General features: G+C 54.2%; 20 protein-coding genes. 16 read left to right on the forward strand and 4 right to left on the reverse strand.

Annotation, left to right across the window (positions count from 1 at the left end; genetic code table 11):
* The 3 genes from ACR0NO_RS08645 to ACR0NO_RS08655 are packed head-to-tail and all read left to right on the forward strand — an operon-like array spanning position 1 to position 2489.
* Entirely contained in the window at positions 1–942 is a 942-nt protein-coding gene (locus tag ACR0NO_RS08645; RefSeq protein ID WP_480723663.1) for an alpha-E domain-containing protein, read from the forward strand.
* Between the two features lie 3 nt (positions 943–945).
* Positions 946–1743, forward strand: coding sequence for a transglutaminase-like domain-containing protein (locus ACR0NO_RS08650; protein WP_170678195.1), 798 nt, complete (start codon positions 946–948; stop codon positions 1741–1743).
* 11 nt (positions 1744–1754) lie between these two features.
* Positions 1755–2489, forward strand: coding sequence for a proteasome-type protease (locus ACR0NO_RS08655; RefSeq protein ID WP_170678193.1), 735 nt, complete (start codon positions 1755–1757; stop codon positions 2487–2489).
* 531 nt (positions 2490–3020) lie between these two features.
* Here the strand turns inward: ACR0NO_RS08655 and ACR0NO_RS08660 are convergent.
* Positions 3021–3311: a hypothetical protein gene (locus ACR0NO_RS08660; protein WP_480723664.1), complete on the reverse strand. Its 291-nt coding sequence runs from the start codon at positions 3309–3311 to the stop codon at positions 3021–3023.
* Positions 3312–3368: 57 nt separating this feature from the next.
* Between ACR0NO_RS08660 and ACR0NO_RS08665 the strand changes: the two genes are divergently transcribed.
* From ACR0NO_RS08665 to aspT, 3 genes are all read left to right on the forward strand, one after another.
* A complete protein-coding gene (locus tag ACR0NO_RS08665) occupies positions 3369–6749 on the forward strand; it encodes a hypothetical protein (protein WP_480723665.1) in 3381 nt (1126 codons plus the stop codon).
* A 232-nt stretch (positions 6750–6981) separates the two neighbouring features.
* Positions 6982–7488 carry a hypothetical protein gene (locus ACR0NO_RS08670; RefSeq protein WP_170666260.1) on the forward strand — a complete coding sequence of 169 codons (507 nt, stop codon included), beginning with the start codon at positions 6982–6984 and terminating at the stop codon, positions 7486–7488.
* 153 nt (positions 7489–7641) lie between these two features.
* The gene (gene aspT / locus ACR0NO_RS08675; RefSeq protein ID WP_170666258.1) at positions 7642–9342 is read left to right on the forward strand and encodes an aspartate-alanine antiporter; all 1701 of its coding nucleotides are present in this window, start codon (positions 7642–7644) and stop codon (positions 9340–9342) included.
* A gap of 99 nt (positions 9343–9441) precedes the next feature.
* Here the strand turns inward: aspT and ACR0NO_RS08680 are convergent, their stop codons facing one another.
* The 3 genes from ACR0NO_RS08680 to ACR0NO_RS08690 all read right to left on the reverse strand — a co-directional run bounded on the left by ACR0NO_RS08680 (position 9442) and on the right by ACR0NO_RS08690 (position 13059).
* Entirely contained in the window at positions 9442–11073 is a 1632-nt protein-coding gene (locus tag ACR0NO_RS08680; RefSeq protein ID WP_480723666.1) for a bifunctional aspartate transaminase/aspartate 4-decarboxylase, read from the reverse strand.
* Positions 11074–11593: 520 nt separating this feature from the next.
* Positions 11594–12289: a GntR family transcriptional regulator gene (locus tag ACR0NO_RS08685; protein WP_480723667.1), complete on the reverse strand. Its 696-nt coding sequence runs from the start codon at positions 12287–12289 to the stop codon at positions 11594–11596.
* Positions 12290–12333: 44 nt separating this feature from the next.
* Positions 12334–13059: a maleate cis-trans isomerase family protein gene (locus tag ACR0NO_RS08690; protein WP_480723668.1), complete on the reverse strand. Its 726-nt coding sequence runs from the start codon at positions 13057–13059 to the stop codon at positions 12334–12336.
* 172 nt (positions 13060–13231) lie between these two features.
* Here ACR0NO_RS08690 and dctP point away from each other — a divergent pair, with 172 nt between their 5' ends.
* The 10 genes from dctP (at position 13232) to ACR0NO_RS08740 (ending at position 21984) form a co-directional block, all read left to right on the forward strand.
* The gene (gene dctP, locus ACR0NO_RS08695; protein ID WP_480723669.1) at positions 13232–14236 is read left to right on the forward strand and encodes a TRAP transporter substrate-binding protein DctP; all 1005 of its coding nucleotides are present in this window, start codon (positions 13232–13234) and stop codon (positions 14234–14236) included.
* A 64-nt stretch (positions 14237–14300) separates the two neighbouring features.
* Positions 14301–14912, forward strand: a complete 612-nt coding sequence (locus ACR0NO_RS08700; RefSeq protein WP_480723670.1) for a TRAP transporter small permease — start codon at positions 14301–14303, stop codon at positions 14910–14912.
* Between the two features lies 1 nt (position 14913).
* A complete protein-coding gene (locus ACR0NO_RS08705) occupies positions 14914–16209 on the forward strand; it encodes a TRAP transporter large permease (protein WP_480563510.1) in 1296 nt (431 codons plus the stop codon).
* Positions 16210–16361: 152 nt separating this feature from the next.
* On the forward strand, positions 16362–17516 hold the full coding sequence (locus ACR0NO_RS08710) for a M24 family metallopeptidase (RefSeq protein WP_170471592.1): 1155 nt from the start codon (positions 16362–16364) through the stop codon (positions 17514–17516).
* Between the two features lie 130 nt (positions 17517–17646).
* The gene (locus tag ACR0NO_RS08715) at positions 17647–17850 is read left to right on the forward strand and encodes a hypothetical protein (protein WP_170471590.1); all 204 of its coding nucleotides are present in this window, start codon (positions 17647–17649) and stop codon (positions 17848–17850) included.
* Between the two features lie 4 nt (positions 17851–17854).
* A complete protein-coding gene (locus ACR0NO_RS08720; RefSeq protein ID WP_480723671.1) occupies positions 17855–19261 on the forward strand; it encodes an amidase in 1407 nt (468 codons plus the stop codon).
* 2 nt (positions 19262–19263) lie between these two features.
* The gene (locus ACR0NO_RS08725; RefSeq protein WP_480723672.1) at positions 19264–20073 is read left to right on the forward strand and encodes a PhzF family phenazine biosynthesis protein; all 810 of its coding nucleotides are present in this window, start codon (positions 19264–19266) and stop codon (positions 20071–20073) included.
* 199 nt (positions 20074–20272) lie between these two features.
* On the forward strand, positions 20273–20593 hold the full coding sequence (locus ACR0NO_RS08730; protein ID WP_170552080.1) for a hypothetical protein: 321 nt from the start codon (positions 20273–20275) through the stop codon (positions 20591–20593).
* Between the two features lie 49 nt (positions 20594–20642).
* Complete coding sequence (locus tag ACR0NO_RS08735; RefSeq protein WP_480723673.1) at positions 20643–21359, forward strand: HupE/UreJ family protein; 717 nt, start codon at positions 20643–20645, stop codon at positions 21357–21359.
* A 13-nt stretch (positions 21360–21372) separates the two neighbouring features.
* Positions 21373–21984: a transmembrane anchor protein gene (locus tag ACR0NO_RS08740; RefSeq protein WP_480723674.1), complete on the forward strand. Its 612-nt coding sequence runs from the start codon at positions 21373–21375 to the stop codon at positions 21982–21984.
* Positions 21985–22092: the final 108 nt, after the last annotated feature.

A 22092-nucleotide genomic window follows, 5' to 3' on the forward strand; every position in this document is an offset into this window, starting at 1 on the left:
ATGCTGGGAAAAACTGCTGGCGGGTTGTTCTGGATGTCCCGCTACCTCGAACGGGCGGAAAACACGGCGAGGCTGCTTGAAACAGGCCAGAGGATGGCTTTGACGCGATCCAAGAACTCTGCCGAAGAATGGGGCTCTGTACTGAAAACGGCGGGCGTTTTGGATGGATACCACGCCAAGTACGATGACATTTCAAAAGACAACGCTGTGGATTGGGTGTTGCGCGATGCCGACAACCCATCCTCAATCAAGTCGGTCATTAAACAGGCAAGGAACAACGCACGCCTTGTTCGAACCGCACTGACACACGATGTTTGGAGCGCGGTAAACGCAAGTTGGATGCAAATTGACGAGGCGATGAAGCGCCGCGTGAATGAGCGCGACTTGCCGACCATGCTGGAGCTTATTCGCCACCAGGCCGCATTGGTCCGTGGCGCCACTTTGGGTACCATGCTGCGCAATGATATCTTCGATTTCACTCGCATCGGCACTTTTGTCGAACGGGCCGACAACACGGGGCGCATCTTGGACGTGAAGTACTACGTTCTATTGCCCACGGCGTTCTCAGTCGGCTCGTCCCTGGACAACATCCAGTGGGAAAGCATCCTTCGTTCCGTCGGTGCTGGTGGCGGCTATCGGATGACACACGGTCAGAAAACAAGACCGTCTGACATTGCTGAGTTTTTGATCTTGGATGAGCGGATGCCCCGCAGTCTTCACTTTTGTTGTAGAAAGATTCAAGAAAACCTGTCCTACCTGAAGAAAGACTATGGCTTTGCGGGGCCGTCATGCGCCGCATCAAATGCACTGTACGAGAAATATCTGGACCAGAAGATATCTGATATCTTTGAGTTGGGGCTTCATGAATACATTCAGGATTTTCTGAAAGATCTCGGCAACTTAAGTCGCCAGATCGAGATTGACTACCGGTTCTATGAGTAGCCCATGAAACTGCACATTCGCCATGAGACACGATACGATTTCGACGCGCCGGTCCCCTTTGGACTTCAGCAGCTTAGAAAAACGCCAAAGTCATTTCGCAACCAGACCATTGAACGCTGGAGCACTGAAGTTATCGGAGGGGTCAAAGAGCTGAGCTTTGAAGACTACCACCGCAACACAGTGGAATTGATCAGTTTCGAAGCAAATACCCAAAGCATTTCCTTGATATCCGAAGGCGTTGTGGCGGTGGAAGACACACATGGTGTCCTGGGACGCCACGAAGGGTCGACACCGCTGTGGCTTTTTAATCGGAGCACGCCTCAGACAACGCCAGGAAAAGGGGTTGCCGACGTGATCGGCGCGCTGCCTGAAGGCGAACCGCTTCAACAGATGCACGCCTTGTCCGAAAGAATTCGATCTCGGGTCACCTATGAAGTTGGAAGTTCGCATCCGGGTTGGAGTGCTGAAGAGGCCCTCGCGGCTGGGTGCGGCGTGTGCCAGGACCATGCGCATATCTTCATTACCTGCGCTCGACAGATCGGACTGCCAGCTCGCTATGTTTCGGGTTACCTGATGATGAACGAAACGGAGCTGCAGGACGCGACCCATGCCTGGGCCGAAGTGCATTTGGACGGGCTCGGATGGGTGGGATTTGACGTTTCCAACGGGATCTCGCCTGATCATCGTTACGTACGCGTCGCAACCGGTCTGGACTATGCCCAAGCTGCGCCGGTAATAGGGAACCGAATTGGGACAGCGGGCGAGCAATTGACAGTACAGTTGCAAGTCGCACAGCAGTAACGGAGAACTTAATGACCTATGCTGTGGGCATGCGGCTGAACCGCGGACTGGTGTTCATGTCCGATACGCGGACGAATGCAGGCGTCGATAACATTTCGACCTTCAACAAGATGTTCAACTGGACGGTGGAAGGTGAGCGGTCGATCACTCTGCTGACCGCAGGCAACCTGGCAACCACTCAGGCCACAGTAAGCCTGCTTGAGGAGCGTACAAAGGCGCCGGAAGATCGTTCTCCCTCGATTCTGGAAGCGCCGACAATGTTTCAGGTCGCGCAACTGGTGGCGGCTACACTGAACGATGTCATCGAAGAGCACGCCCGGTCTGGGCAACAAGCTGACAGCGCCTTTCACGCGACACTCATTCTGGGTGGGCAGATTAAGGGTGGGCCGTCTCGATTGTTCCTTATCTACCCCGAAGGCAACTTTATCGAGGCAGGCGACGACACCCCATTCTTTCAGATCGGAGAGACAAAATACGGCCGCCCAATTCTGGTGCGTGCCTACGATCCCGAAATGAGCTTTCCAGAGACCGTGAAACTCTTGCTCGTCAGCTTCGATTCCACGATCAAGGCAAACTTGTCTGTTGGGGCACCGTTGGATCTACTGCTTTACGATGAAGACAGCCTTGAGGCTGGCACGAGGTCCAGGTTTGAGAATGACGATCAGTACTTTCGAACGATATCGGAAGGTTGGGGCGACGCCTTGAAATCTGCCTTGTCCAAACTTCCAGAATACAAAGCGGTGTAAGAGCGAAATAGTCGATCCTCGGCTTAGTCCGCGCCCAGGTCATTGCCTGCTCATAGTTCACGCCCTCGCACTAATGTCTGTTGTTGCGCCTGCCGCCGCAGCAACTTGAAGGTTGGACGAACTGCCGCAAAGGGCCGTCGGTGTTTTGGGCTGCATGCGCGGTATAATTGCCCCAAAAACGCGACCTTCACCTTAGAGCTGAGCGACATTCCACATCTGTCACCGTTCAGAAAGGGTGCCGTGCCCACGGTTCCAAATGCCGCCCAGAGCGCCGCCGGGGGCGGCATTTGATTGACATTTTGGGGATTTTGGCGCAGAATAATAGCATATTTTATTAACATTAACCCTATTTGAAATTTGCATATCACACTTGGTCGCCATTGGTGCAAAGCGCCCTTTTTGGCGCAATTCCCAAGTGAAATCAGCAGAAGTTCATATTTAAATCGGAGGCTTGTTTCAGCTATGCCTAGTCAATTTCAATTTGTTTTTGGTCGTGTCATTCAGAAGGAAATCGGTCAGCCGGTACACGGACTATTGGTCAAGATTCGCGCCGTTTTTGGCAGCGCCTGGCACCAGCGACATGACTGTAAGATCGACTTGGGGTGTGTATTGACGGCCGCTGATGGCCGATTTGTGCTCACAGTAGATCCGTCGAAAATTCCTGAGGAATGCCGATGCGAAGGCCCCATGGAACTTCGGATGAAGCTGCGCGATCGCGATGGAAGGCGCATTCACAAGGCCCGGCTCAAGGTAGAAGATTGTTCCTGCAGCGAAGGCATCAATTTCGATGTTGCTGTTCCGGCAGAAGAGCTCATCTGCCACCTGAACCGCCCGTTAAGCTGGGTTGCACCCGACAAGCCGTTTTTGCCAGACAGTATCTTGGATGACATAGAGGAAGCATTTGAGCTTGCCGATGCCGGTCGGTTGCAGCGAAAGCGCGTGGACCTCTCTGAGTGCGTTCGACCGACGCTTGCGATCTTCGGCAATGCGCTTGATGACGCATGGCATGTTCTGAACGGAAACATTGCTGCCAAGGGGCGATATGTGGATGTGCTAAATGCACTTTGCGCCACGTCGCCAAAGGGTTGCAGCTGTAACGGCGCGTCCGGCGAGGATGCTGGCGGCGTGTTGCAGGGTATATTTGACGAAGACTGCAACGACGACGACTGCAAACCGGTCAAATCCAAACATAAGTCGGCCTGCTGTTCCGACCATGTCTGTCCGACGGGAAAATCCCTGATCGCCGACGAAGATATTAGCCTTATGGCATTCGCAGCCATGCATGTGTCCTGCGGTCACCGACCAACAATGGTCAAATATGTGGGTGCGCTGTTGGAGCAACTATGTCGTTTCCAAGTGTTAACTGCGCTACACGAAGCAGCTGTCAACCTGATCTGCAAAAAGCCTCATTCAGAGCGGCACTTTATTGATTTGTTAGAATACGTGCTGTGTATCTGCACCGATCAGGCCCACTGCGGCCAGGTGCCTTGCTGCCACCTCTGTGTCCGTCAGCCCATTTTGGATTGCATCACAGATGCCTATCGGAACTGGTGCAGTATCGACTGTTACACTGTGACCGAGATCAACCCCGAGCGCGCTTGCCCTGGTGATACTGTCGCTATTTGCGGATGCGGCTTTGGCGATATAGCTGGGAAAGTGCAGTTCACTCAGCATGGAACGATGAATCCCGGCCCGATCGTGGAGCCGACCTCGTGGTCGGACAAACGCATCTGCGTGGTCGTGCCCACCAGTGCGGGGTGCGGATTGACGATCATCCCGCCTGCTCAGACCATCAACGTCTGTAATCGTTTTCTGGACTACCGCATAAGCGGAAAGATGTTGGCTGAGTTCGAAGGAACAAGCGCTGATATCCTCAAGTTCATCGTCAAAGGGCATCAAAATGACGACTGTCTGTTGCCTGGCGAGGTCCTCAAAATCCGCTGGAAAGTCTGTGCCGCAGACACTGTGACAGTTCGCATCGTGAACACCGAAACCGGTGCTGTCATTGCACAGATTGCACCAGCCCCTGATCTGGGGCGTTGGGACTTTGATCAAACCGATTTCAATCAGACGACAAAGGTACGTGTAGAAATCGTAGCGACCGGGCAATGCAAACCGGCTACCGTCAGTCAGGGTCTGGACCTCGTTTTCCAGAGCCCGCCGGACCTGTCCATTGACGGGATAGAGGTAACGCAGGCGATCCAGTACTATCGTGCCGCCCAGCATCTGACGGATCCCGCCGATCGGGGCCCAGACAACTCGTTGCAACTGGTGGCCAATAAATCGGCCTGGGTTCGGACTTATTTGCGTAGCGGACAAGATCCGAGTTTCGACAACGGGCAGCTCGGCAATGTCGGCGGCACACTTCAAGTGGAACGCCGGCTTGGCGGAGTTTGGTCCACGGTGGCCAACATCCCGCCGTTCAACGCCCCGATGACGGCCCAGGACAGTTTCTCCAGCTATGACGCAGAGCGCCGCGATATCGACGCAACTTTGAACTTCATCATCCCGGCCAATGTTATGACAGGGCTATTGCGTCTTTCGATCACCGTCTCTTCGCCAGATGATTGCTATGGCGGTAGTGATACAGCCCAACAGCTTGTCGATGTCGACCTTGAGCAAGAGTTGCGCGTTGCAGCCGTCACGATCGGCTATCAAGGCCCACCAATGGGTGGTGGAGCGAATATTACGTTGCTAGCACCTAACGCAGCACAGGTGGCCGCTGACACCAGTTTTGCGCTTCGGGTCTTCCCGGTGGGCAGTACACCCAACGTGCGTATCATCGACAGTCAGACCACAACGCAGGGGCTGACAAATAACATGTTCCCGGCAGGCGGATGCGATCCCAACTGGACACCAATCCTGAATTTCGTGGCCAATGCGCGCACAAATGACGGCAATCAGGGCGACTGGCTTTACTATGGCCTGGTGAATGCGGCGATCCCGCGCTCGCATGGCAACACAGGATGTGCCAGCGGCGGCAACGGTGCTGGCCTGTCCAACAATCCGGTCACGCTCGCGCATGAATTGGGCCATCAGGCGGGCCTGCCGCATGCCCCATGCGGTGCGGTTGGCACACCGAACGCGAGCTATCCGCTGTACGAGCCCTACGATGCCGGTATGACAACAACCAATTCCAGCGGCAATACAGTCTATTCGGATGCGAGTATCGGCGAATACGGTCTCGACACAAATGACGGGACTATACATCGACCGGCCAACAGCGAGGATCTGATGGGCTATTGCGGCCCGCGTTGGGTTTCGATCTTTACGCATAACTACATGCTGAACCGTGCCGAATTTGACCCTGTCGCACTGGCAACGGGCGTCTCTGGCGGCAATGCGACAGGGGCAGGTGACATGGAAGTCGACCGGGAAGACCAGATACGTCCATTCGTGACGATTGTCGGAGCGATTGACAAAGACATGCAAGCATCGGTCGCGAGCCTCGTGCGGGTTCCAACGCGGCCCCTACGGATGTCTGGCGCGCGCACTGATCTTGTCATCCAATTGATCGGCGACAACGACGAGGTAATCTCATTCGCGCCGGTCTTTACAATGGATACGCACGACGCCAATGGTGATGGCTGCGGTTGCGGCGGAGGCGGCAAAAAGGATCCGGCTGAACCGCCCTACAACTTCATAGCAGCAATGGGTGATGTCGACCTTGGAACTGCAATTCGAATTTGCCAGGGTGATACGACCCTTTGGGAACGCAAACGCCCGGCGCGGCCCATCCAAGTAGCATCGGCAGAAGCCAGTATTGGCAAATCTGGTCTAAAGGTTTCCTGGAAAACGAATGGAGCCAAACGAGGCTATGCCCCTGATGTCTGGCTGCAATGGTCCGCTGATGGCGAACGCTGGAACGGCCTGACGGTTGGCGTGACGGGCAACACTGTGGAGATTGACCCAGCCATCATCCCAGCAGACAAAGTCAGAATCAGGGTTCTGGCGCATGACGGTTATTCCACCGCGACGGCCGACACCAAGCCAGTTAAGCTACCTGTGGTCTCGCCCGAGCTTGCCATCATTCATCCCTTGGAGGGTCAGGTGGTGCGCGCAGACAGACCGCTACACCTCTGGGGCACATTCACAGGGCGAACAACAGTAAAACCTGTTGAATGGTATCTGGACGGTAAAAAGGTCGCGAAAGATCTGGATGCCTGGGTCGACGCACTCAAACCGGGTGAGCATGTGGCGGAACTGCGCGCAAAAGGTGCGAACCCGGTAGCCGTCAAGTTTTCTACAGGTGCCCGCTAGTTGACCACCTTTGATGCGCTGCAGAACACAATGTTCCAATGATCGCATCCAGGGCTGACGCCTGAAGTCCGGCGCGCGTAAGAAGTGATTGCAGAGCCTACATGGCATGAGGCAATACGCGCAGTGTGCTGAGGACTGAGAAAAGCGACAAAGACCTCACTTAAGAGTGTCTCATCAAAATCTGCACATCTTGGGCAGGGGAAATGCGTATTCGCCAGTCACATCTGGCGGCATGAACCGTTTGACCGCAGATAACTTGGCATGGTGCGCCTTCGCAACCGCCTCCGCAATTCTTGCAGCGCAGCCTTTGCAATGGCTTGCACAAAGCTGGCTTAGTCCGGCTTACGGGTCGCACGGATACATCTATGTTCTGCTGATTTTTGGTTTGGCCGGCATGAGCGTTCTGAGCGGCCGTCCAAAAGAAGTGGGCTCTCAGATACCTACGATTGCCTTGTTGTTGCTGGCCGCTTTGATCCGATTTCTAGGACAGGTTTTGGCGGTCAATATCCTCAGTGCTTTCGCGCTTGCATTGGATGTTTTCGCGCTGGTTTCGATATTGCAGCTGCATCGTCGCCCCTTCGCGCTTTCGCCATTCTGGATGGCCACTCTGTTTTTGTTTTCCTTACCAGCCGAGATGGTCTTGCAGCGCACGCTTGGCTTCTCCATCGAAATGGCAAAGGCTCATTCCCCAAAAGGCAAAGAGGGAAGGCGTGACCTACATTCTGAAAGTTGTTTTTAGATTTCAAGTTCACCCGGACACTAATAGAAATTGATCGGAATGGTTTCATAGAGTCCGCACGTGATCGATTGTCTAAATTTTTTTGTTTTCAATACAGTAAGGCGCTGTATCTTGAGGCTAACGGACCAGCGTTAGCACCCGGGAGATTTCACAATGGAATTGATTACAGAACAGCTTCGCGCCTTCCCGATCATGGCATTGTTTCTTTGTCTGGGTCTTGGATACGGCGTCGGAAAGTTTCGGGTCGGCAAGTTCGAATTGGGGGGCATCGCTGGCACTTTGTTGGTGGCCGTCTTCATTGGCCAGATCGGTGGGATCAACCTTAGTACCGATGTTCAGAATGTATTCTTTTCCCTCTTCATATTCATGGTCGGTTACAATGGGGGGCCTCAGTTTTTTGCGGCCTTGAACCGAACTGCGCTGACCAAGTTACTGGCCGCGTTTATGATGACCCTCTGGGGGTTGTTTTTTGTTATCGTCGTTGCTCGGTTGGCGGGCTTGGACAAAGGGCTGGCTGCGGGGTTGGCCGCTGGCGGCCTGACACAATCTGCAATCATTGGCACCGCTGGAAACGCCATCGATCTGCTTGGGCTCGCCGCTGATGAGGCGGAAAAACTGAAAACCAACATCGCCGTAGGATACTCGGTTACTTACATCTTCGGCTCAATCGGCCCGATATTGGCAGTTAGCATCATTCCCATCATCATGCGTGTCGATCTGCGGCAAGAAGCGATTAAGTTGGCTCAGAAACTCGGCGGCGGTGGCCCTAAACTAGAGGAAGGAGAATTCCTTCCCATGAACCGGTTTGACGCCCGGGCCTATCAGGTAAATGGCGATGCAAGCATTGCCGGAAAGTCCGTCAAGGACATCGAAAGCGGCTATGATGGCGATCTGATCGTAGAACGATTGCTCCACGATGGCGCTCCTGTGGATCCGACCCCCGAAACGATAGTCAATGCCGGAGACACGGTGGTCGTCTCCGGCCTCGTCGCGACTTTGACCCAGTTCGAGGGGAGCGCCAGTGGTGAAATCGGAGAGTATCCCCCTGAACTGACGGTTGTGGAGGAACGTCGCAACGTCGTGGTCACCAACCGCAAACTGACCGGTAAAACCTTGGCAGAACTGCGCGAAGCTCTGACGGCAGATCAAAGGCGCGGTGTTCATATCTCAAAGATCACTCGCATGGGCCATGATGTCCCCGTCCTGCACAATACTGAGATCCACGCAGGTGACGAGATCAGTATTGTCGGTCACAAGGACGACTTGAACCGAGTTGCCAAGGTTGCGGGCTATGTGCCGCCTTCGGCCTCGGTAACCAATTTCATTGCATTGGGAATCGGTGTGGCCATCGGCTATCTGATCGGAGAGATCAGTTTTGTCATCGCAGGAACGAAGGTGGCTTTGGGGTCCGGCCTCGGTTGCCTCGTTACAGGTTTGATCATCGGCTATTTGCGCATCCGGCAACCCAAGATCGGCGGTATTAACCGTGGGGCCGCGAATTTCCTTCAGAGCTTTGGTTTAGCTGTATTTGTTGGTGTTGTTGGCCTAAATGCAGGCAAACCTGCACTAGAGGCAATTCAGGAATATGGGATCATACTTCTGCTTTTGGGTGTTGTGGTTACATTGATGCCCATGATCGTGCAGTTCCCGATCAACTACTTCGCCCTGCGTATCAAGAACCCGGTTGAGGCCTGTGCGGTCGTGACCGGATCACGCTCGGGCAATCCCGGTTTTGCGACACTCTTGGAAAAAGCCGGGAACTCGACACCCACACCTGCCTTCACCATGACCTATGCCGTGGCCAATATCTTCCTGACACTCTGGGGGCCGTTGGTTGTGGCTTTTGTTCCGTAGGACAGGCCGCACAACAACCGGAATCCTGGCTTGGAAGGTTGAGATCAGCATGTGTATCAATCATCATGCTGATCAGATGCTCAAGGCTGTTGCTAGGTCTCAACCGTGCAAAGGCAGTCCTTTCGAGGCACGATAGGCCTGCACGTAGCCAGTGGCCACTGCGCGCACCGCTCTTCCGATCTGGCGGTAAGCACTATCATCCAAATTGGCGAACGATACCCGCGCCGACCAGTTGGGCGCGTCAAAGCCCGATCCATTGAGCAGTACGATCCCGTGGTCCTGCGCCAGTTTGAAGGAAATATCCAGCGGGTGAACGTTCTCCTTTATCCACTCGACCACCTCTTCGCCCACGTATTTGCGAAGCCAGAACTCAAAGTCGATAATACCGTAGTATTTGTCGAACAGCGGGTTGTCGGGAACCTCTATACCCATCCCGTCGACCAACTCGTCAAAGCGATGTTTCAGAATACCCCAGCAGAATTTCTGATAGGCCTTCTCTTCGTCCATAAGCTCGACCAGTGAAAACAAGGTCATCATCACCTGTTGTGGCAGCGACAGACCCGCAGTGTGGTTCAGCGCAACATCGCGGCTGTCGGCGACGATCCGGTCGATGAACTTGAACGAGGATGGGTCAGGCGTCAGCGTTTCGTAGCGCGCGTTGACGACGGCTTTGGTTTCGTCCGGAGCATCCGCAATCATCTTGTCGAAGATGTTATTCTCAGCCACTAAAATCGCGCCTAAACGCCACCCTGTGCAACCAAAATACTTGGAGTAGGAATAAACCCCGATGGTGTTCTCAGGTAGATGCCCCAAGATCGATTGAAAGTTTGGAACGAAGGTCCCGTAAACATCGTCAGTCAAAATGATCAGGTCGGGGCGGCGGGTCTTTACGAACTCGACAAGCCGAGCTGAGACCTCGGGGCTCATAGCGACTGAAGACGGATTGCCCGGGTTAACCAGAAAGAGTGCTTTGACTTTTGGGTCGGACAGAATTTCGAAATCTTCGTCGTTCAGTTGGAAGTGGTCCTCTTCTTTCGAAGATACATCCACAGTGTTCAGCCCATAATCTTCAAGGACCGGCATCTCCAGATAGGGTGTGAAAATCGGTGTACCCAACGCAATCGTGTCACCGGCATTCAGCAATCTCTGGTTCTTGAGCGCTTTGAAGATATAACACATCGCTGCGGTTCCACCCTCGACCGCGTAGATATCGAACTTCGCATCCGGTCGGTGCCCCGCGCACATAGCCCACATAACGTATTCATGCACAATCGCTTCGTTGTGCTCCATGCAACGGTCGGGCATCGGGTAATGGTCACCGACAATGCCATCGGTCAACTCAAGCACGAAATCGTCTGGCGTAAATCCAAATTTCTCAATCGCAAAATCAACGACCGCCACCAAAGTCTCCGCACCAGGAGGGCCGTTTCCTTCAACCGATTTGGCGCAATACTTTTTTAGTCGGTCATAGCAGCCTGGCCCTTGCGGCATCCCAGCCAGACCGACCTCCGGCTCATTCCGATGGCGCTGAGCTTCTGTCATGGCGAACTGCCCCAAAAGGAAAAATGCCTCACGCGCATTGGTGGCGATCCAGTTTGGGTTCCCTCGACCGGCATTTAGATATGGCAAAGCCATCTGCCGCGCCTCTTTTTGCGCCAACTTGATAAGTTCGTCTTTGATTTGGAAAGGACTTAGGTTTTCAAATTTATGCAGATTGAGCGATTCTGGCATGACTTCAAATCCTTGCGTTAAAACAGATGACGTAGCTCAGCGGATCGCATGCAAGGCAATGTGTCAATGAAAACAACGCTAGTTGTAGGGGTCAGTGCGCAACCGAGGATTGGGTGTCGTCATTAGAAGCTTTGGCTGCAACCTTTTTTGCAAGGTAGTCAGAGTGATAGAAATTGCGCTGAGGCTCTGAGCTGACATGCCGCGAGAAGTTGCAATGGCCGAATAGGGGGCGTCACAATCATTCTGCGTGCGTATGATAAACGCCGCTTTCTGAGGGTCTGTCGAGAAGCGTAGGGTAGCGTGCAACTCTACTGAAAGTCGCTTCACAAAACACCCGGGCTGTGAAGTTCTTGTTTGCGTTGATGTCCAAGGTTTAATTCTAGGCGAACAGAAGCGTTTGCTCCTAATGGTTCGAAATCTAACCAGAATGCGGTTGTGCCAATGGGAAAGGCCAGGTGATCTGCCGAAACCAATTTTTCTGAAATTCTAAGAAAATTCCAACGAGCATTGAGCAATCGACTCAAAACTCACGTTCTTCTTGTCGCTTCAAAAGATGTGTCTCAATCAGTTGAAAAGCATATCCGATGTAGACTCTCTGCAAAAATCCGACAGCGGCGATGTCTTCACGCTCCAGTGCGTTGGCCAAATCAGAGGTCTCTCGCACCAATGAGTCGTAGGCAATTATGCCAACAATCTGTTCCATACGATGCCAGACGCTGGACGACTGGAAATATGCCTGGTTCCAGAATTCGCGCAGAGAGTGGTTTCCGATCAGAGATGTGATCAGGGTCTGTAGTCGTTGGTTCAGTTTTACGTATTCTTGAGAGTCCAGCTGCTCGCGCAACGCGACGGCTTTTTCATGGATCGAACGCGCTTCTTCGCGGTGAAATTTTGTGACAGTGATCGGCGACAAGGTTCCGATCAACTGTGCAAGCTCCATCCTCATTTCGTAAAGATGGCGGACACGTTCTGCTGAAAGCTCGATGACAACGGTGCCGACACCATTGCGCGTCTCTACTAATCCAAGATGCCCGATGCGCGCGATGGCATCTCTGACGGGGGTTCTGCTGACACCGAATTCTGTGGCAAGCGCAGCCTCTTTCAGTTGAGTGCCCGGAGGGTAGTGCGCGAAGCAGATGCGCTCCAAGATTTGTTCTTGGATCTCGTCTACGGTTGCCTTTGAGGGCGTCGCAATTCCTGAATCTGCGATAGACACGTTTCTGATCCCTCTGGGTGCTCTTTGCTGTCTTAGACTACCAATCAGTAGTCTCTCAACAACCGACCGTACCCAGTAATTTGGTCATCAACACCCGCTTTACGCAAGACATCCCAGGCCATGGCTTGATTGGAGCAAATTACAGGTTTGTTCAGGGTGTCTTCGAGCCGTTCAATAACTTCGAGTGACCGCAACGCACCGCAGCTAATAAACACGGCATCGGCCGTCCGAGAATCGACCGAATGGGCCAACTGTTCGATCACGTCCGGGCGCACACGGATCATGTCGCTGTCTTTTTTCAGGTTCAGACCGCGTATCCTCGTGACGTGGAGGCCTCGTTCTTCAAGATACTGTTTTTCTTTCTGATTCACGTCTTCAAGGTAAGGTGTACACACCGCGATCTTTTCTGCCGAAAGTGCTTTTAAGGCGCGAATGGCAGAGGTGATCAAAGAGGTCGCGATTGCGTTGGGTGCGCCTTTGCGCAGTTCGCGAAATACGGTGTCTTCGCCCAGGACCAAACTGCCGGACGTGCAGGCATAGCTGATCACATCCAGACTACCATCTGGCAACAAGGTCGACGCGGCGCGTGCCAGGTCGGACCCGACTCCGGTCAGACTGTCAACTGTGATGCTGTCTGGAATGGCCACCCGGGTGAAATGTGCACCGACGCCTTCTGGTATCAGTTCCATCATATCGTCTTCGATTGTCTGCTCGGTCGCGAGTAAAACGAATCCTATTTTTGCCCGTTTGTGGCGGCCCTCATCGAACATGGATCCTGGATCAATTCTCATTACATGCATGCACCTACCTCATTTTTATGTGAAAATAGCGACTAAAGTTGATCATTGACATTAAGCTGTATACAGGTCAACTGTCCCGCCAGCCTGATTGGGGTTCCTCAAGCACAGGCCGAGATTCGATCAAAGGGAGGTACCTTCGTAAATGCAGGTGTCAAAATTTCTGAAAACTGGGGCTGCCGCGCTCGGCTTTGCCGGGTTCGCCGTGTCCAGTGTATCGGCTCAGGACATCATTCTGGGCCACGTCATGGATCAGGAACACATCTTCCACAAAGTCTCCGAACAGTTCATCGAACGGCTGGACGAGCTTTCTGGTGGAACCATGTCGGTTTCTTATCACCCCGGCGGTGATCTTGGTGATTGGACATCGATCGTTGAGCAGGTCGCTCAAGGCGCTGTTCAGATGACCATGTCGTGGAACCATTCCGAGCTTGATCCGCGCTGGGACGTGTCCGTTCTGGGCTATGTCGCCAACGACTGGGAGTCGGGCAAGGAAGTCTACGGTCCCGGTTCGACAATGAACGAAGTCTACAACGACATCATGAACGACCTGGGCATGGAGTTGCTGGGTACGATCCCAACTGACTTCACCGGTTTCGTTGTGCGCAAAGGCGTTGACGTTCCCGTAGACTTCCCGGCCGATGCAGAAGGTTTCAAGATGCGCGTTCCGGGTATGCCCATGGCGATCGAGCGCTACAAGGCAACCGGCTTTTCGGCCGTTCCGATGGCATTCTCCGAGGTTCATACAGCATTGCAGACCGGTGCGATTGACGGTCGGGCTTACTCGCCGCCATCCGAAGTTCTGTTGTTCAAGGACGTGCTGAGCGCTTACGTCTTCACGCGCGAGAACTTTGAACACACCTTCTGGACTGCCCACAAAGCTTGGTTTGATGGCCTGACAGAGGAACAGCAGGGCTGGGTGAAAGAGGCCGCCAATGAAGCCGTCACCTGGGCCTGGGAAAACGCCGAGTCTGAAAGCCCCAAATGGTTCGAGCAGATCGAAGCTGCCGGGATCGAAGTCATCGAACTGACCCCCGAGCAGCTGGACGCTTATCGTGCCAAGGTTGTCGCAGTTGAATACCCCTACATGGAGGAGATCATCGGCACAGAAGTGATGGGTGCCATCAAGCAGGCGGCCGGCGTGGAATAGCGCCACTTACGAACACGCGCAAACCAAACTTTGCGCGTGTTTCCTTTTGGGGATGGGAGGGAAAATGACCAAGGATATCTTGCACACAGACAGTCTGGACGATGTTCTGGTGCCATCGCCGATCATACCGGTGCCTGCGCCAGAGGATCGCGAACTGCCTGTCTATCGCGGCCTGGATCGCATGTACTCGCTGGAAGCCAAAGTTGCGTGGCTGATGCGCGTCATCATGTTTTTCGCAATGCTTGCCCTTGGCCTGGTCATGGCCGCGCAGGTGTTCATGCGATATGTCATTTCGTCTCCGTTTCTCGGTATCGAAGAGCTGGCGCCGATGATGGCCTTGTGGATCTACTTCATCGGAATGGCGTACTGCTCGCGCGAGCGTGACCACATCGAAGGTGGAGTGATGTCGCTGGTCTTTCGAAATCGAAAGACATTGCTTGCCCTCCGTTTGTTCGGATCAATCCTGTGCCTGGTCGCACTGGTCGTCTTTGCCAAATATGCTTGGGATTTTGCGCAGTTCAACATCAACCTGAACCGCAAAAGCTCGTACATGAAATTCCCAAAATACATGTGGGATCTCAGCATGGTCTTCGGCTTCGTGCTGATGGGTTTCTACATGCTGCTGCAGATTTTCCTCGAAGCCCGCGCCCTGATCACCGGGAAAGGGGGAGAATGACATGACGCTGTTTTTCGTCGCCATCGCAATTGTCATTGTCCTGCTGCTGATCGAGGTGCCCGTCGGCTTTGCCTTCGGCATCGGCGCGCTTGTCTTTGGCACTTTACAGGGCACAGACATCTCGTTTCATGCCGGGTTCGGCTATTCGCAGGTCAGTGCCTTCTCGCTTCTTGCCATTCCGCTGTTTATCCTGTCGGGCACCCTGATGGGCGCTTCGGGGATATCCGAGCGACTCCTGGATTTCGTTAATTCCTTCGTCGGACGCACCAAGGGCGGGCTTGGCGCAGTTACTGTTGTGACTTGTGCGTTGTTTGGCGCGATTTCGGGATCGGCCTCTGCTGCGATTGCGGCCATCGGGAAAATCATGGTCCCGCGCATGATCAAGGAAGGGTATCCGCCGGGCCATGCAACTGCGCTAGTGGCTGTTTCTTCTGTTCTGGCTCTGATGATCCCACCCAGCATTCCAATGATTGTCTTCGCGATTGCGATCCGCGAGTCAGTGGCCAAGTGTTTTCTTGCAACCATGGGCCCCGGGATCCTGCTTGCCGCGACCTATTGCGCGTTGAACTTCTGGTTTCTGCGCAACAACACGACGATCACGGTCGCTGAAAAACTGTCGTTCTCGGGCACCGTGAAAGAAATCGGCCAAACCGGTAAACGTGCAAGCCTTGCGATCATCATGCCGGTGATCATTTTGGGTGGCATCTACAGCGGCATCGCCACTCCGACCGAAGCAGGGTCGATGGCGCTGGTTTATACTCTGGCCGTTGGTCTGTTGATCTACCGTACGCTGCCGTTCGACAAACTGTTTGCCTCAACAGTCGAAGCCGCACGTCTGACTGGCGCGATCCTGATGGTTCTGTTTTTCCTGTTCGTCATGAGCCGCGGTATGGTTTTGGCCAAGGTGCCGACACAGTTTGCCGATCTGTTGCTGACCATATCGGAAAACAAGATTGTCATCCTGTTGTTGATCAATCTGCTGTTGCTGATCATGGGCATGATCATCGACGACGTTTCGGGTGGCGTTCTGGCTGCGATTATCCTGCTGCCGGTAACGCAGAAGATTGGTTTGGATCCGATCCATTTCGCTGCCATTGTCGGTACAAACCTGGGATTGGGCAACATCTCTCCGCCCTGTGCACCGCTGCTTTACATGGCCGGGGGCGTCACACGACAACCCCTGTCAACCTATGTCGGCCCGACCTTGAAGTTCCTGCTGTTGGGTCACCTGCCGATGGTCTTCGTTGTTACCTTCGTGCCGCCGGTCGCTCTTTTCTTGCCGGGTCTCCTAAACTGAGGCGCGAAAACGCCGCCCGCGTGGAAGGCGGGCGGCGTTGAAATTGAAAATTGAAATGGCCGCCCAGGCGACAATGACAGGACGGCCTGAAGTTCAACCCTGCCATCGGTTTTGGTGTCATGCCGTTGGCTTTTCTCGAAGGAAAAAGGCACATGCTTGAACACGCAAAACAAAGAACGACTGAGCTTCAGAGCCGCATGAAGGATGCAGGCATTCAAAAGGCAGTGTTTACGGATGAAAGCTCAATGGCCTATCTGGCAGGTTTCTGGGGTTACCTGGGGATCGAGTTCGGGCGCCCAACGATGTTGGTGGTGGACGCGGATGACTCGCCAGTCGTCATCACACCGCTGATGGAGTCGGAGATGGTCGGTGCGATGACATGGGTCGAAGACGTGCGCACCTGGGAAGATATCGGACAACGCACATGGGGCCGCGCGCTGGCCGGTGCTTTGGGCGAGAGCCCATCCGAGATCTGGGTTGAAAAGGGTTCGATCCCTGCAATTGTCCGCAATCATCTGGACGAGACTTATCCGGGCGTTCCTCTCAAGGATATCTCTCCGGTACTGGGCGCGATGCGGACCATCAAGTCACCCTTCGAAATAGAAGTGATGAAACAGGCTGGAGAGATCGCTGGCGCGATGATGCTTGCGGCGCATAATTCCTTGAAAGAAGGCGCACAGGAATACGAGAGCGCGCTGGCGGTAATTGATGCAGGTTCGCGCAAGGCGGCCACTTTCCTGACCGACAAGGGTTGGGACAGCTTCGTCTCGCCCATGATCCACAACCTGCAGATTGTTCAAAGCGGCAAGAATACCTCGATGGTGCATGGTCGCGCCGGTGTAAAAGCCTATGAAAAGTTTGATCCCGTCTATTTCTGCTTCTGCAACATGGCGCAGTTCAAACAGTACAAGCTGGGCTTCGACCGTATGTTCCACATCGGTGAAGTGAAAGACCTGGACCGCGAGGTGCAGCAGGCTGCGATCGACGCACAGCAAGCCGCGATCCACGCGATCCGCCCGGGCGTTCTGGCCGAAGACGTCGCTGCAGCCGCCAACGAAGTCTATCAAGAGCGTGGTTTTGAAACCGGCTACCGTACCGGTCGATCCATCGGTGTTGCATATCTGGAAGCGCCGGAGCTGAAAGCCGGAGACAAGACAGTTCTGCAGCCGGGCATGACCTTTGCGGTCGACGGCGGCATTTCGGTCGATGGTGTCACTGCAGGTCGGATTGGTGACTCGGTGGTCGTGACGGAAACCGGGTTTGACTACATCACCAACTATCCGCGTGAGATCCTGCTTAGTAAATAGGCCTACAGACGGTGGTATCGGTCAGGGCAGCAGATTGCCAAATGGTTGAACTATCGCAACTGTGACGCACGAGTGCGGCGCGCGTCTTGGCGCGCCGGAGGATTCATCGGAACCTGCGTGGATGGGTAACATGCAAAAACTGAAAAAAGAGACTCTGACAGGTATCTGCAATCAGATGGCCTCGCACGACTGGAGCGATGCGGAAATAGACGAACTTGTAGACCCGAAATTAGGCATCATTACCGGATTTCAGGAGTTGTTGGACGAGTTGGAGGTCCTTCGCAAGATCGACCTTGGCACAATACCTCCGGCCCTGACTGTTCAGAAGCGATAGACAGATGACAAATGAAATAGCGTTTGACACTGTCCGCGGTCTGAAATCCAGGCTCGATGCCGGTGACATAACGCCAACTGAACTCGTCGCGGTTTTTGCCGAGCGGATTGCAAGGCACAATGACCGATCTAAAGCCTTTATCACCGTGACAGATAAATCTGCGCGCCAGGTGGCCGAAACCCTCACGCGCGACGATCTGGAGCGGTCGCGTTTTGCGGGTATTCCATACGCATCCAAAGATCTTTTCGACATCGAAGGGGTTCTGACATCAGCGGGATCGCGCGTGTTTCATGACAGAATTGCATCGGAGGACGCCTTTGTCATCGCCCGTATGCGAGAGGTAAACGCGCTGAGCCTGGGCAAGACCAATCTTCATGAGTTTGCTTACGGCGCAACCGGCGAGAATGAGGTCTATGGAACTTGCGTGAACGCCTATGACCCAAGCCGACTGGCCGGAGGATCGTCCAGCGGATCAGCGGCAGCGGTGGCCTTCGGCTTGGTCCCTGCCAGCCTAGGTACGGACACTGGCGGCTCAGTGCGAGCTCCAGCAGCGTTGAACGGACTAGTCGGACTGAAACCAACCATTGGCCGAGTGCCGACGACGGGTGTGGTGCCGTATTGCTGGACGTTAGATCATGTGGGCATAATGACTCGGGACGTCACAGATTGCGCTGATTTACTCGGGATCATTGCGGGCTACGATCCGCGCGATCCGGGTTCGCAAAACCTTGCGGTCGAAGACTATGCCGCAGCGCTCGACGGCGATATCTCTGGGTTGCGCATCGGCATTCCGACCAATTTTTACTTCGAGCGAACCGATCCGGAAATCTTGACAGCATTGGAAGATGTAAAGCGCTTTGTGACTGCGAAAGGCGCGGCCTTTGTTCCTGTGACATTTCCGGATCTTGAACATAGCCGCGCCGTGTCTCTCACCGTTCAGATGCCGGAAGCTCTGAGCGCGCATTCGGCCTATTTGCAAGACCGGGGTGAGCTTTATGGGCAGGATTTTCGCGCCGGATTAGCGCTGGGACAGACGCTCCTGGCGGAACACTACATTCGGGCCAAGCGCTTCGTAGAACTCTATCGGCAAGAGACCAACGCGTTGTTTGATGAGGTCGATCTGATCCTGACGCCGGCGACGCCGGAAATTGCGCAAAAGCTGGGAACTGTGAAGACAACCCGTGACGGTGTGGAAGAAGCAGTTGGCAATGCCATCACGCGCTTTACCACCTTCTTCAACATGTCCGGCCATCCTGCTCTGACGATGCCCTGTGCAATGCACTCGGAAGGATTGCCGATAGGCTTGCAGCTGGTTGGCAGGTATTTCGAAGAAAGCACGGTTCTTCGTGCCGCCTTTGCCATCGAAAACGATGGGGCGTTCACAGTCCCGCGCCCGAATGTAGACGGCTAGAGATGAAACTTCGAACCTTTATCGTCGATGCCTTTTCAGACCGCACGCTCAGCGGAAACCCTGCTGGCGTTTGCCCACTGGATCAATGGCTGCCTGTACCGATCATGCAATCCATCGCGAGTGAGCTGAACCAATCTGAAACGGTGTTTTTTGTTCCTCGAGCAAATGCGCGCAACCGCGCAGAGCATTCCGAATTCGACATACGTTGGTTCACCCCAACGCGCGAGGTGGATATGATCGGACACGCGACCCTAGCGGCCGCTCACATCGTATTCTCCAATCTCGAGGTCGGGTTGGATGCGGTCACCTTCCATTCCAAATCCGCCCGGATGATTGTTCGACGTGGGGAAAACGGATTGCGTCTGGATATGCCCGCACTTGTGCCAGAGGTGGTCGATGCCCCCACGGGTCTGATCGAAGCACTTGGGAAGAAGCCTTCAGCTTTATTGGCTGCAAAGCACTATCTGGCTGTTTTTGAGAGCGAAAATGATATTCTGAGCTGTGCTCCGGATTTTGCCGCTTTGGCAAAACTACCGTTACCCGCAGTGATCATATCGGCGCAAGGGACAGGGGAATTTGATTTCGTTTCACGGTTCTTTGCCCCGGCAAATGGTGTGCCAGAAGATTCCGTATCAGGCGTTTCACATTGCTGTTTGACGCCATACTGGTCTCGGAGACTGGAGAAAAAACATTTGTTGGCTCGTCAGCTTTCTGCGCGAGGCGGAGTCATTGCTTGTGAAGCGGATGGCAACCGCGTCATCCTTGAAGGAACTGCTGTTACTTCGTTGGAAGGTTTCTTGGTTGTTCAATAGAGCTACTGCCAACCGACCCTGGGCGCCAAACGGACCGCAGAGGCTCTTAGGCACGTTTCTGCCGCGCTGATCGTGCTGGATGGCTTGCGACTTTTGGTGGTTTTGACATACAAGTCGAGATAACCCTTGGGGGGGGATATAGAAACGCCGCAGAGGCACTGAAAACGTGAGAGCAGTTCAAAGATATACGCAGAATGCGATGGCAGCTTTGATCTGCCTGTCTTTGATCTTTTGGTCGCTTCAGCCAAACGTGGGCCATGCTCCGACAGTGATTGAAACCGTGCAGGAGCATTTGCAGATCATTGCAGAGCACGGGCATACCCATGGCTTTGAAGAAGATTTGTTGTGGGCGATGCACGGGCACAGTCATGATGGTGCAGATCACGACCACAGCCAAATGGTGATACCGGAACCGGAAAATGCGCTGTCACTGGCCTCGCTCTCAGATGACAGGGCGTTCGACCGAGTGCCGGACGGCCCAACCAAGAACTACGGTATAGACCGGCCTCCGCGCGTGTGACGTCGCCCCATTCGGGGTTTTCGACATCACATAACAACGGAGAACATCCATGAATCTAATCTCACGGGGTCTAGACAGGCGCGCGACGCTCCTGCTGGCCCTCATTATAACCAATCTGGCACTGAGCACGTCTCAGGTGCTGGCTCATAACGTCACTGAAGGCGATGCGGGCTACATCCAAGAAATCTGGGGCGTGAACATCATCCCCTTCATGTATCTTGGCGCAAAACACATGGTCACAGGCTACGATCACATCCTATTCCTGCTTGGCGTCGTGTTCTTTCTCTATCGAGCCAAAGATGTCGGCATCTATGTCAGCCTCTTCGCGATCGGACACTCGACAACAATGCTGTTGGGCGTTTGGTTTGGCTGGGGCGTAAACGCATATATCGTCGACGCCATTATCGGCCTTTCGGTTGTCTACAAGGCGCTCGACAATCTTGGTGCGTTCCAGCGCTGGTTGGGGTTTCAGCCGAATACCAAAGTCGCGACGCTGATCTTTGGCCTGTTCCACGGCATGGGTCTGGCGACCAAAATCCTCGACTACGATATCGCTCCGGAAGGGCTTCTTGCCAATCTGTTGGCGTTCAACGTGGGTGTGGAACTTGGCCAGCTTACGGCCCTTGCGATCATCCTTATCGTTATGGGGTTCTGGCGCAAAAGCCCGTACTTCTTCCAGCAAGCTTACAGCGTAAACGTCATCATGATGACCCTCGGGTTCATTCTGATGGGCTATCAGATGACCGGCTATTTTGTTGCCGCGTAACGGAGTTCAGAAAATGTTCAACACAGAAAGACCAAGTCTTGAAGAACTGCCAAGCTCGGCTCAGCTTATCCGCTCGACCGTCATTGCAGGTGCGTCTGCCGTCGCGATCCTTGTCACGGTGGTTCTGCCAGCAGAATACGGGATCGACCCGACCGGCGTTGGCCGCGTGCTCGGGCTGCAAGAGATGGGCGAGATTAAATCGCAACTTGCAGACGAGGCCGAAGCAGACCGCAAACTCGAAAGCCAGGATCAGTCGAGCTTGCTGAACGACGTCCTTGGCCTCTTTGTCGGGTCGGCTCATGCGCAAGAGGCCGAGGTCTGGCAGGATGAAACCAGCTTCATACTAACGCCCGGAGAGTCGACTGAATGGAAGCTGGTCATGGAAGAAGGCGCGACGGTTGAGTACCGTATGGTCGTGACAGGCGGCCGGGTGAACTTCGACCTGCATGGCCACGGTGGCGGTGAGTCGATCACCTATGAGAAAGGGCGTGGATCGACCGGTGCCGAAGGCACCATCGAAGCGGCCTTTACCGGTGAACATGGCTGGTTCTGGCGCAACCGAGACTCTGGTGACGTATCAGTGATGGTTCAAGTCCGCGGGGACTACAGCGAGATCGTCGATTAAATGAGGTGCCCGTCGCGCAGGTTTTCTGCGCGGCGGACCATTTAGGCAAAGGGAGTTTAGTACTGCATCATATCAATACACTGTCCACGGCTGTCTTGGCGCCGTGTG

It is taken from the genome of Ruegeria sp. CL3, assembly GCF_056536505.1.